Origin of the sequence: Streptomyces sp. NBC_00328 (assembly GCF_036139655.1) — a bacterium.
Lineage (GTDB): Bacteria > Actinomycetota > Actinomycetes > Streptomycetales > Streptomycetaceae > Streptomyces.
The window spans coordinates 1,602,911-1,614,948 of the sequence record NZ_CP108013.1 but is presented as its reverse complement, the minus strand read 5'-3'; the positions used below and the strand labels follow the sequence as shown (position 1 = coordinate 1,614,948).

At 70.1% G+C, this 12,038-nt stretch carries 9 protein-coding genes; 2 read left to right on the top strand and 7 right to left on the bottom strand.

What is annotated here, in order from left to right:
* Window positions 1-16: 16 nt before the first annotated feature.
* Window positions 17-2,710, bottom strand: a complete 2,694-nt coding sequence (locus OG485_RS06870; protein ID WP_328665088.1) for an amino acid adenylation domain-containing protein — start codon at window positions 2,708-2,710, stop codon at window positions 17-19.
* Between OG485_RS06870 and OG485_RS06865 the strand changes: the two genes are divergently transcribed.
* Together OG485_RS06865 and OG485_RS06860 are read left to right on the top strand one after the other, a co-directional pair.
* Window positions 2,673-3,461, top strand: coding sequence for an FG-GAP repeat domain-containing protein (locus OG485_RS06865; protein ID WP_328665087.1), 789 nt, complete (start codon window positions 2,673-2,675; stop codon window positions 3,459-3,461). The two genes, OG485_RS06870 and OG485_RS06865, sit on opposite strands and share 38 nt — an antisense overlap.
* Before the next feature lie 365 nt (window positions 3,462-3,826).
* On the top strand, window positions 3,827-4,855 hold the full coding sequence (locus OG485_RS06860; protein ID WP_328665086.1) for a phosphotransferase: 1,029 nt from the start codon (window positions 3,827-3,829) through the stop codon (window positions 4,853-4,855).
* 270 nt (window positions 4,856-5,125) lie between these two features.
* On the opposite strand, the gene OG485_RS06855 is transcribed toward OG485_RS06860, so the two are convergent.
* From OG485_RS06855 to OG485_RS06830, 6 genes are all read right to left on the bottom strand, one after another.
* Window positions 5,126-5,707: a class I SAM-dependent methyltransferase gene (locus OG485_RS06855; RefSeq protein ID WP_328665085.1), complete on the bottom strand. Its 582-nt coding sequence runs from the start codon at window positions 5,705-5,707 to the stop codon at window positions 5,126-5,128.
* 41 nt (window positions 5,708-5,748) lie between these two features.
* Window positions 5,749-6,402, bottom strand: a complete 654-nt coding sequence (locus OG485_RS06850) for a M15 family metallopeptidase (RefSeq protein ID WP_328665084.1) — start codon at window positions 6,400-6,402, stop codon at window positions 5,749-5,751.
* Window positions 6,399-7,442 (bottom strand): GNAT family N-acetyltransferase, encoded by a 1,044-nt coding sequence (locus tag OG485_RS06845; protein ID WP_443048667.1) that lies wholly within the window; start codon window positions 7,440-7,442, stop codon window positions 6,399-6,401. The genes OG485_RS06850 and OG485_RS06845 overlap by 4 nt, the downstream gene beginning before the upstream one ends.
* On the bottom strand, window positions 7,439-8,896 hold the full coding sequence (locus tag OG485_RS06840; RefSeq protein ID WP_328665083.1) for a phosphotransferase: 1,458 nt from the start codon (window positions 8,894-8,896) through the stop codon (window positions 7,439-7,441). The genes OG485_RS06845 and OG485_RS06840 overlap by 4 nt, the downstream gene beginning before the upstream one ends.
* Before the next feature lie 94 nt (window positions 8,897-8,990).
* Window positions 8,991-9,197, bottom strand: coding sequence for a hypothetical protein (locus tag OG485_RS06835; RefSeq protein ID WP_328665082.1), 207 nt, complete (start codon window positions 9,195-9,197; stop codon window positions 8,991-8,993).
* Window positions 9,198-9,292: 95 nt separating this feature from the next.
* Window positions 9,293-11,155 (bottom strand): ABC transporter ATP-binding protein, encoded by a 1,863-nt coding sequence (locus OG485_RS06830; RefSeq protein ID WP_328674258.1) that lies wholly within the window; start codon window positions 11,153-11,155, stop codon window positions 9,293-9,295.
* Window positions 11,156-12,038: the final 883 nt, after the last annotated feature.

Below are 12,038 nucleotides of genomic sequence, written 5' to 3'. Positions count from 1 at the left end.
ATCCATCCTTGAATACCTACCGTCCGCCCGCCCGAGCGATGTCCTGCCATATTTCGGTTAGCGAGTCGGGGCGAGTCATTTCCGCATGACTGCAGGCGACGCGCGCGACTTCGAGTCGGCCTGATATGTGCGATTTCCATGCAGTCGCAGCGCACACGTCGGTGGGCCTTCCATGGTCCGCCTCGTAGAATTGGACAGCGCCATCGAATTCTCCGGGAATGTGCTCCAGCATGATCCGGTGATTATTCCTGTATATCGCAGCGATTTCTGCGAGATACTGCTCGGCGAGTTCGGTGAACAGGCTGCGATCCCGGCGCAGTGCCGCCACGATCCCTGCCATCGTGAGTGGCTCCTCGCCGTTCTCGGCCTGCACTCCAAAGAATTCGGCAAGTCCCGCCGCTACTTCCTCCTCCGTGATCGGGAGCGGCGTCGCGGTCTCGTGCGCAGGGTAGGAGTCCAGCAACGCGAGGGTCTCTACCTGCTCGCCTTGTGCCCGTAGCTGGACGGACATCTCATGGGCGACGACACCGCCGAAGGACCAGCCCATCAGGTGGTACGGACCCGATTCCTGTACAGCACGAATCTGTCGGACGTAGTCGGCCGCCATCTCCCGTATCGAATCCGGGAGCGCGTCCTTGCCGTCCAGGCCTCGCGCTTGGAGGGCATAGACAGAGTGTTCCGGGGAGGCGATTCCAGCCAATGGCGAATAGCACCAGCCGATACCACTCACGGGGTGGACGCAGAAGATTGCCGAGCCGCCCCCGTTGTCCTTGATGGGCAGGAGCACGTCGAACGCCTCCCCGACCGAGGATCGGCCCAGCTGTTCAGTGAGAGTGGCAACGGTGGGCGCGGCAAAGAGAGCTCGAATGGCGAGCTCGTCGCCAAGGACATCCCGGATGCGACCGATCAGCTGAACTGCAAGCAGGGAGTGGCCGCCCAGCTCGAAGAAGTTGTCGTCGATGCCGACCGTGGGCACGCCCAGGACCTCGGCGAACAGTCCGCACAGGATCTCCTCCCGCGGGGTCCGCGGACCGCGCCCGGCCAGGTTCGCTTCGTACACGGGTGCCGGCAGAGCCCGCCGGTCCAGCTTGCCGTTGGTGGTCAGCGGGAGCCGGTCGAGCACTACGAACGCGGAGGGCACCATGTACTCCGGCAACAGGCCGGCCGCATGGGTGCGCAAGGCCTCGGTGTCCACCCCGTCGTTCCCGGCCCCGGCGACCACGTAACCCACCAGGCGCTTGTCGCCCGGCTGGTCCTCGCGGGCTGTGACCGCGACCTGGGACAGCCCGGGGAAGCGGCCGAGTACGGCTTCGATCTCGCCGAGTTCGATGCGGAAGCCGCGGATCTTGACCTGGTCGTCGGCCCGGCCCACGAACTCCAGCAGGCCTTCGCCGGACCAGCGGGCCAGGTCGCCGGTGCGGTACATGCGGCTGCCGGCCGGGCCGAAGGGATCGGCCACGAACCGCTCCGCCGTCAGGTCCGGACGCCCGAAATACCCCCGGGCCAAACCCGCACCCGCGATGTACAGCTCCCCGGCTACTCCTGCCGGAACCGGCTGCAGATTGCCATCCAGGATGTAGGTCTGCGTGTTGTGCAGCGGGCGGCCGATCGAAGGCGCCTCCGTGACGGGGGCATCAGTGGACCAGGCAGTGGCGTACACCGTCGCCTCGGTCGGGCCGTAGATGTTGTATACGCGGCCGGCTTGGAGTCCGTCCTTGACCTCGGCGGCTGCTTGGGCGGTCAGGGCCTCGCCGCAGAACACCACGGTCTCCGCAGTGGTGCGTACGTCGCTCTGGGAAACGATCCGGGCAAGCGCGGACGGAACTCCACTTACCAGGACCGCCGAACGGTTGTCACCGTTCCGGGCGCCCAGGGCCAGCAGATCGCGAAGCACTTCGATGCGACCACCGGTCAGCAGCGGGCCGAACATCTCGAACACGGAGACGTCGAAGTTGAGTGACGTCGTGAACAAGACGTGAGCCAAAGACCGTTCACCGAACTCGGCGCGAACCCAGGCGACCAGGTTGGCCACGTTGGCATGGGTGACGACAACACCCTTGGGGCGGCCGGTGGAGCCCGAGGTGTAGATGATGTACGCCGGGTGCAGCGGTTGCAGGACGCTGATCCGGTCACGGTCGGTCGGATCGGTGGCAGGCCGGCTTTCCAGGGCGGCGACGACCTCGGGAGCGTCCAGGATCAGGCGCGGAGTCCGGGAGCCGTCCGGGAGCATGCGCGCGGTCTCCTCGACCGTGAGGACAAGCGCTGGATCGGCATTCTGCAGCAGGTAGGCGATCCGGTCCGCCGGGTACGTGGGGTCGAGGGGCATATACGCAGCTCCCGCCTTGAGTACGGCGAGCAGCGCCACCAGCGTCTGCGCGGTACGCGGCAGAGCGAGAGCGACGAACTGCTCGGGGCCGACCCCGTGCGCGATCAGGTGGTGGGCCAGGCGGTTGGCCCGCTCGTTCAGCTCGCCGTAGCTCAGATCGGCGTCCGAGGCCAGGACCGCCGGGCGCCGTGAGCGTGGTGAGGAATCGTCGGCAGGTGCCGCTGTGGGCGACAGCGTCCATTCCGGATGCTGTTGGTGCAGATCCGGCCCGCGCCGGGCGTCTTCATGCCGGCCGACCGTCTCGCCGGGGCCGGGGCCGGGGTGAGGGCGGTCGGTGCGTGCCGGCGTGTACCGACCCTTCGCCTTCGAGAAGTGGATCGACAAGGCCGGCGGCCAGTTCTCCTACATCGCCGAGTCCAGCCCGACCAATGACATGGTGCGCGGCAGCGACTATCTCGACGGCGGCAGCGACGGCGAGATCGCCGGCCACCCCGCCTCCGGTTACTTCGGACTGCGTTATGTGAACATCGCGGGCGGCAGCAAGACGGGACACGACTTCACGGGTGACGGGGTCGACGATGTGGCGGGCGTGACTGCGGACGGTGTGTTGCGTATCTACCGCAACAACGCCGGTTCCCTGTCCGGTGATGACGTCGGTCCGGGCTGGACGGCGATGGACAAGGTCGCGGCCGGTGACTTCAACGGCGACGGTGACGCCGACATCGTTGCCACCAACGGTTCCACGGGTGAGCTGTTCCTCTATCTCGGCAACGGCGGCGGCGGGTTCGAGTCCACCACGAAGATCGGTTCCGGCTGGACGGGTATCTCGCAGATGGCGGCCGGTGACTTCACCGGTGACGGCAAGGCCGACATCGTCGCTGCCAACAACACCACCGGCGACCTCAACCTCTACACCAGCAACGGTTCCGGCATCAGCAGCACCACCAAGATCGGCAGCAACTGGGGCGGTATCACCAAGCTCACCCTCTCCGACATCGACAACGACGGCAAGGACGACGTCGTCGCCATCAGCGGCTCCACCGGCGACCTGCTCCAGTACACCAGCACCGGCACCAGCCTGAAGTCCGGCGTCGAGATCGGCCACGGCTGGAGCACCATGCAGCACCTCATCTGACAAGCGCGCACCTCATCTGACAAACGCTGCTTCCTGGTCCCGCAGGCCTTTCCCGGTCCGCGGGACCAGCTGCATGTGAGGGCGCGGTCTTCGCAGGCCGGCCCGGACACGGCCCCGGCCACCCGGCTGAGTGAAGACCGCCAACAGCATCCGGAAAGTGAGCCGGAACCGAGAACGGAGCGCTTCTTGGCGGAGACTGGCACCGCTTCGTGATCGAGCTGTCCGGGAACGTCGATGCGAACTGGCAGCACGTAGGCAGTGCCAGATGTCTCGCTGCGGGGCGGCGGTCCTCGGCGGCGTGAAGCTGGACGGTCAGTTGTGCGTAGTAACCGCAGGATCGTTCGGCTGAGTGGAAGGATGGGCGCGTGTCGTTGCGACTGCCGTTCGGGGACGAGCTACGGGCCGAGCTGGGAGCGCCCGGGCGCTCTCACAGACTGGGCAGCAGCCCTCGCTCGCGTGTGTGGCGCGTCGAGTTGCCGGAGGCGACGGCGGTGGTGAAGCAGATCGTCGACGGTCCTGATGCCGACGAGCGATACGCCCGCGAGGTTGCCGCCCTGCGTCTCGCCGCCCGAGCTGAAACTCCCGTGGTGCCCGCGTTGCTGGCGACGGATCCCGGCGAGCGGATCCTGGTCCTGGAGCATCTGGATCACCGACGCCCGGCCGGCGACTGGATCGTCGACTATGCGGGCGGGTTGGCACGGCTGCATGCCACCGCCCGTCCGGAGGACGTTGGGGTACTTCCCCGGTGGCAGGGCCCGGACCAAGCCGACGTCGACTCTTTCGTGCGGCTGGCCGAGGCTCTGGAGGTTCCTGTCACGCCTGGCGTGTCCGGCGAACTCGATGACCTCGTGAACCGGCTCGCCCAGGCATCCGGGTATGCCCTTCTCCACGGGGATCCCTGTCCTGGTAATGATCTCCACACCGCCACGGGGATCAGATTCATCGACTTCGAGCAAGCGTCACTGGGCAGCGGCTTGATGGAACTGGCCTACCTGCGCATCGGGTTTCCGACCTGCTGGTGTGTCACGTCAGCATCGGAGTCACTGCTGGAACGGGCGGAGAGCGCATACCGCGACGAGTGGCGCACCCTGACCGGCTCCGACACCCAAGACGGGCTCGCCGACGCATGCGCCGGCTGGCTGCTCCGCGGCGACGCGCTGGTTGAGCGGGCACACCGCGAAAGCACGGATCACCTGGCCCGGATTCCGCACCGGGACTGGACGTGGGGCACCGCGACCGCCCGGCAACGGCTCGTCCACCGTCTCGGGGTCGTCGGCCGGATGACGGCCGACCACACCTCCCTCAGCGGCCTGAGCAGCCTCAGCACCGCCATGCGCCAACGGATGCTCGCTCGCTGGCCCGGGCTTCAGCCCGTTCCGACAAAGCGACCGTAGAGGTCGGCTGACACCCCCAGGATCGTCGCCGAGTCGAGGCGGTCGTAGTGGAGCACATTGATGACGTATGCGTCCTTCACGCGCGCCGTCGGCCCTGTCCCCTACGTCAACTCCCGTACAGCGGCCGCCGGGGCGGCTTCGCCTGTCTCGATGCGGCCCGCGACAGCCCCCCAAGCTCCGGGTCGAGCGGCCCAGCAGGACCCGGCCGAACGTGTCGATGACCACCGCCGCGGTACCGAAGACGGCCTGCGGCTCGGGCCGCGGTTTCTCCTACGCGCTGAACGACCCGGCCGGCCCGCGCAGGACCAGCACCGCCAGACCTTCTGCGTCAAACCGCTTGACCTGCTCGAACCCGTCGGTGAGCGCGGCGAGTTCGTTCTCGTCCAGCGCGACGTGGCGCCGCTCTTCCGCGGTGTGCCCCACGACCGGCGTGATGATGACGAGCACCCCGCCCTCGCGCAGCCGTGCGGCCAGACGGCGCAGGACACGAGCACGATCGCGGATGAAAACCACGGACAGCCGCAGGACGACCAGGTCGTAGCCGTCCTCGGCGAGGTCGTCCAGGTCGTCGTGCTCCACGTCCAGACACAGCCAGCGCACTCCCTCCGCCTCGGCCTGCTCCGCGCGGGCCCGCACCAGCGCCCCTTCGGCGAAGTCCACGCCGTCGACGGTGTACCCGAGCGAGGCGAGGTACGCGGCCGTCTCGCCGGTCCCGCAGCCGACGTCGAGAGCGCGGCCGCCCTCGGGCGCCGGCGCGTGCTCGACGAACAGGCGCTTCTCCTCGTCCCCGAGCCGCCGGAAACCGCGGCCGTCGTTGTAGTGCTCGGACCATTCGGCCGGGGTGTGTCCCACAGATCGCTCCTCGTTGGTGAAGGCGGGCCGGTGGTGCGGCGTCACGGCAGTTCGACGGGGCCGTAGAGGGCGGCCGGCTGCTGGGTCTGCAGCGCCCAGTACCGGTCGCCGAACGACCAGTGCCACCACTCCGTGCCGTAGTTGATCAAGCCTGCGACGGACAGCGCACCGCCCAACGTGGCCCGGTTCGTGCGGGCCCGGTCGCCGAGCCCGGGTGCGTCGGTGTAGCAGGCGCCCTCGGACTCCTCCGGGGAGGCGTTGACGCGCGTGCCCATGTCCAGCTCGCGGCCGAGGTGGTCGATCAGCGTCACGTCGACGGCCGCTCCGGCGGAGTGCGGTGCGATCTCCGGAGGCGAGACGAAGCGGCTGGCGGCCGCCCGGAGCTGGGCGGCCTGCCAGTCCGGATGGGCGCGGGCCAGCTGGTCGGAGTACTCCTCGAAGTACCGCCGCTGCAGGGTCGGGGGCCGGAAACCCTCGACGAAGAGGAGCATCACGCCGGTGGGCAGCAGTGACTGGGCGTGCAGCAGCCGGGTGAGGACGCCTTGCCGGACGTGGGCCCAGGCCCCGGCCTCGTCGCGTTTACGGTCGTCGATCTTCAGGCCGTTCATACGGACGTCGACGAGGTCCTCGCCGCAGTCCTGAAGGGGGATGGCGGCCACCCTCCGGTCGGACATCAACACGATGGCGCTGCTCATTCGTTTCCCCAGTCCCAGGTGCCGAAGTACGCGGCCTCGCCGGTGCGGCGGGCCTCCTCCACCGCGCTCAGGCGCGCGAAGTCGCGGGGCGGCATCAGCGCCTTCCACCCTGCCAGGGGCAGGACGCGGACCTCGTCGTGCTCCTGCGGATCCAGGGTGATGCCGCGGATCTGTGCCGCGGTGAGTCGGCCGCCGTCGAAGACCATCCCGATCGTGCTGTAGGGCCACTCGGCGCCGGGCAGCCCGTACACGCTGGCCAGCAGCCGGGGCGGGCCGGACACGGTCAGGCCGGTCTCCTCCCGGCCTTCGCGCACGGCCGTCTCCCAGGGCCGTTCGCCCTTGTCCATCGTCCCGCCGACCAGCTGCCAGGGATGCGCGGGGGAGTAGACGGAGTGCAGCTGGAGGGGCCGGTCGTCCTCGTCGGTGAAGTACAGGCAGGCGAACGCGGTGGCCTTGAGGACCGTCTCGGCGTACTGCTCGGGAGGCAGCCAGGTGGGGCTGCTCTCCGTGGCGCTCGCGGGAGCAGGTTCTGCGAGACGCGTCATCCGCATGAGCGCCGGGCTGCCCGTAAAGCCCAGCTCACGGTAGAGCGGTTGCGCTTCCCCGCTGGCGTGGAGCTCGAACAGCGTGACGTGCTCGACGCCGGAGAGGTGGTCGAGCAGTGTCGAGACCGCGGCCCGGGCGTAGCCGCGGCGCCGGAAGTCCGGGTGTGTGGCGACCACGTGCACGCGGGCGGCCAGGCCCCGGGGGTAGGCCGGTGCCGGGAGCACGGGATGGATCAGGCCGAGGGCGCAGGCGGCCATCGTGCCGTCCGGGGTGTCGATGACGAAGGCCCGCGCGTCCCCCTGTTCGGTCAGCCGCGGTGCCAGCTCGTCCGTGCACCGCCGGATCCACTCCTCGCTCAAGGGCGCGGACAGGACGTGCTCGGAGCGCATCCGGATGACGGCTTCGGCGTCAGCGGGCGTTGCCGCGCGGACCGGCGGTCGCCCGGCGGCATCCTGGGGTCCGGTCGCGGCGGCGGGTGCCGTGTCGGCTTTCACGGGACATCTCCTGTCGAAGAGAGTGGTGCGTGGTGCTCGGCGCGCAGCCGGGCCAGTGTCCGCCGGCCGCGCTCGACCAGCTCGGGATCACCGTGGGCAGTGCCGAAGGCGATCCCGCTCACGGCGTCGAGGGCCATGTCGATGACCAGTCGTGCCTCCTCGGCGTCAGTCAGGAACCTGCCGTACCCGGCCAGGAACGCTTCGAACAGGTCGGGGCGGCCGACCCAGGCGTCGGACAGACGGACCAGATCCCGTACGGCCGGCCCGGGCTCACTGCGCTCGAGGTCGATCACCGCCACGAAGACGTCGGGATCGTCGGCTCCGTATCCCGCGTCGGGGTTGGCAGCGTCGGCGACACAGAGGATGTTGCGGAGCTGGAAATCCCCGTGGGTCTCCACCCACTCCAGCGGCCGCAGGCCCTCGGACTGCCGGACGAGCTCGCGGACGAACTCCTCGTCGCCCGGACGCAGATGAGACCGCGCCCCGGCCAGATGCCGGTCGGCCTTGGCGACGGCCGGGCCGCTGCCGGCAGGAGCAGGCCGCGGGGGAGAGGACTGGTGGATGCGGCGGGCCAGCGCGCCGATCCGGTGGAAGACAGCCCTCTCCCGCTCCGGGGTGAGGACAGCGCCGTGCAGCGGACGGCCCGGCACCGCGGTGAGCACCACCGCCCTCAGCTTCCCGTCGGCGGCCACCAGCCGGGGCGCCGCCTCCCCCAGCGCCGGTGCCCACGTCCGCAGCCCCCGTACTTCCCTGCAGTGGAACCTGTCGCTCCGGTGGACCTTCACGTACCAGGTGCCGCCCTGCGCGCCTTGGGCCCGCCACACGCGGCTGTCCTCGCGCGCCCACGACGTATCCGTCCACTCGGTGATCCGGCCGACCGCCCGCTCCGCGAACTCCACGACCGGGACGTCGGGACGGCGGTCGAACGCCCGGCCGGTCACGTCCGGGACGAGACGCAACCGATCGGCGTCGGGGTCGAAGGCGATGGGGTCGCCGGGCAGTTGGAAGTGCACGGCAAGGTGCGCGCCGGCGGTGTAGGCGTCCAGGCCGGCGCGGCAGTACGCCACCATCCCGGCGGGCAGAGCGTCAAGGGGCGCCCAGTCCATGGCATCGCAGACGTCCGGCTCCCTGATCCGGGGCTCGCCCTGCCACCGTCGGACCTCGAAGAAGTATCCGGAGCGGGAGGAACCGCCGGGGCTGCGATGGTGCACGGTCACCGAGGCCCGTACGTCGGCCGGGTCGATGACGACACCGGTCTCCTCCCGCGCCTCGCGTACCAGCGCGGTGACGATGTCCTCGTGCGGACCGTCCAGATGCCCCGACGGGAGATGCCACAGGCCGGCGGCGTACACCTGCCCGGCCCGCCGCGACAGCAGGACCTCCGGCCCCTCGGCGGTCTCCCGGCGCAGGACGAGATGGACGTCCACCGGCTCGGTGTGCCGCTGCCCGCTCACTGCGCACCACCCGGACGCCGGGCGAGCAGGGCCGTGAACACGGTCTCCTCCACCAGCGATCCGCCTGCCGCGACCATCACGTCCGACCGGGCGCTCATCCCCGCACCACCGACCGGCCGGGGCAGTTCAGCGGCTGCCGCGGCGCTCGGGCGTCCGCCTGCAGTTGCTCCTCGTTCTGGCGCCCGAGATCGAGCACGCCGAAGGGCACCGGTCCGCCCGGTGCCTCGGCCTCCCGCTCATGCGGAGGCCGGGCCGGGTACGCCTCGGCGGTCGCACGGATGTGGGGACGGGTGGGCGGCACGTCATCTCCTCGGGACAGCGTGGGAGGGGCGGAGAAGTCCGTGGCCGTGGGCTCGGCCGTCACGGCGGGGCCTGCCGAGGTGGCACCGCGGCGGCTCATGCGGGTGTCCCGTGCTTCTCGCCGTCCGGCTCGGACGTGATCTGGTAGGACAGCAACTGCCGGAATGGGCCCGGCTGTTGAGCGAGCTGCGCGTAGGTTCCCTCCTGGACGATCCTGCCCTCGTCGAGGACCACGATCCGGTCGGCGACGGCGACGTTGGTGATGCGGTGGGTCACCAGGAGCACCACGCGGTCCTGGGCGAGACCCCGCAGCCGCTGGAAGATGGAGTACTCGGCGCGGGGGTCGAGGTTCGCGGTCGGCTCGTCCAGGACCAGCAGCCCGGCCTGGCGGAAGAAGGCCCTCGCGAGGGCGATGCGCTGCCACTGACCGCCGCTGAGTTCCTCCCCGTTGAGCCACTCGCGGGCCAGGAGGGTGTCCAGTCCGGCACCGAGCCTGTCGACGACCTCGTCGGCACCGGACGCCTCGCACGCCTCACGTACCGCCGCGTCGCCGCGCGCCGTGGGCTGTCCCTGGGTCACGTTCTCGCGCACGGTCAGTGGCCAGTGCGCGTAGTCCTGTGGCACCAGGGCGACCTGCTGCCACAGAGCCTGCGGGTCGGCGTCGCAGGTGGGGGCGCCGTCCCACAGCACCTGACCGTCCGTGGGCAGGTACAGGCCGCTGACCAGCTTCGACAGCGTCGACTTCCCCGAACCGTTGAAGCCGACGAGAGCGGTGACCTCGCCGCGGCGCAAGGTGAGGGAGACGTCGGACAGCGCGTCGCGGTCCTTGCCGGCGTACCGGTGGGTGACCGACGTGACCTCGATGGTCTCCGGCGGCGCGGGACGGTGCGGGCCCCGGCGCATGCGGAAGCCGCCGGCCTTGTCCAGGAAGCCGCTCCAGTCGTCCATGTACAGGCCCGTGCGCATGGCGCGCGCGCCGACCGACACCAGACCGCGGACCGACATGCCTGCCGTCTGCAGAGCGAAGACAGCCGTTCCGGCCCGCCCGACGGTGATACGGCCGGTCGCGAGCAGCCACACGACCGCCGCCCACACCACCGCCGATCCCAGCCCTCCGCACAGCGCGCCGAACAGGGACATCCGGGCGCCCTTGTCAGCCGCGGCCCGGTCCTCACGGTTGATCCGGGCGACCGTCTGCCGGTACCGGCCGGACAGGAAGCCGGCCATGGTGCCGGCGCGGATCTGATCGGCGGCGTCCTTCGTGTAGATGTGCCAGCGCAGCACACTCAGCATGCGCTGGTCACCGTTGCTGCGCAGGTTCGCCAGGTAGCGCACACGGGCGGCACTGACCTGGGCCAGGGCCTGGGGAAGGCCGGCCGCCACCAGAAGCGGGAGAAGGACCCAGTGCACGCTGGCCAGTACCACCGCCCCGGCGAGGAAACTCGCGCCCGAGGCGATGAGGTCCTGGCCCTCGTCGATCAGGTCACCGGTGACCTGCGCTCCGCGGTCCGCGGCCTCGCGGTCGCGGTTGAAGTCGGGCTCGTCGTAGGCGCACAACTCGACCTCGGCACAGCCGGTGAGCAGCATCTGCTCGGCCTCGCGCGACATCAGCGGGCCGAGCCGGGAGGACAGCCAGCTGACGGTGATCCCCAGCAGGGCACGTGCTCCGGAGGCTCCGGCCAGAAGGGCTACGGACGGCCAGGCTTCGAGGAGCCGGTGGTACACGTCTCCGCCGGTGAAAAGTGCGGTGAGGGTGCCGCTGATGGCGACCAGGCCGAGGGCCTGCATCACGCCCGCGGCGGCTTGGCACAGCAGGAGACCGGTGGTCGCTCTCCGGTCGACCCGCCAGGCGAGAGCCAGCGAGCGGCGCACCAGCCGGGGCAGGCGCCGGGCCATGTCGCGCATCCGGATGGACCGGCCGGCCGCTTCGCGGCTGCCGGTCAGGTCGACGTAGCGCATCTGCGGCTCCGGGGCGGCGCCCGGCTCGTTCCGCGGTTCGGGAGGCGGTGTCGCGGCCGGGGGCGCCACGGGGGTGGTGCGCGGGCCCGGGACGCTGTCGGCTGATGCATCGCTGGGCTCGCTCATGCCGCCCACCCCGATGACGGTCGTGATGCGCGGGCGAACAGGGTGCGACGCACGTCGACGGGACGCCGGAACGCGGTGGCCCGGGCGACCTGGGCGGGGGGATTCTCGAACACGGGGTGAAGGGCGGTAAGCACGCGGACGGGATTCACGGATTCTCCTCGGTAGCGGGAAATGAGCGGAGCACCAGCACAACGTCCCTGATCAAGGGGCGGATACGGGCAGCCCCGGGCGACTGGTCGAGTGCAAGTTCGATGCCGGGCGGGGAGGGCAAGTGCTGTCGGCCCAGGCGCGAGGCACCTGCCCGTTCGATTCACTCGTCAAGGGGACAGTGGAGCGGTCGTAGCCCGAGCGGGGGATTGCGTGACGGTGTCGACGGCACCGGTCTCCTTCGGGGAGGTGTGGGTGTGCTCTGCGAATGGCACCCTCGCCCACGCCACCGACAATCAGCGGGGCAGGGCACCGTGATCCGGACAATCCGACCCGGCGGTGTCTCCAGGCCCGTCCGCACTGCTGCGGGCCGATGACCTGGGGCGAAGCAGGAAGAAAGGATTCTCGAACTGCCGTGGCGCAGCCCGGAATCGGGCGCCCGACAATGTGGCTTGAAGTGCCTTCTGGCCAGGACGTCGACCGGAGCGGCGTCCCGTGAACGGGCCCGGCGGCGGCTAGCATCGGCACCTTCGAGGCCAGGCTCCTGCGCGGATCGTGTTTGCACATCCGCGGGATCAGACGGGTCCGGGACACCTCAGCCATGTGCCGG

What these genes read in the sequence shown, in the direction of transcription:
- OG485_RS06850 (WP_328665084.1), bottom strand. Translation starts at nt 6,402, where the DNA reads ATGAGCAGCGCCATCGTGTTGATGTCCGACCGGAGGGTGGCCGCCATC.
- OG485_RS06830 (WP_328674258.1), bottom strand. Translation starts at nt 11,155, where the DNA reads ATGCGCTACGTCGACCTGACCGGCAGCCGCGAAGCGGCCGGCCGGTCC.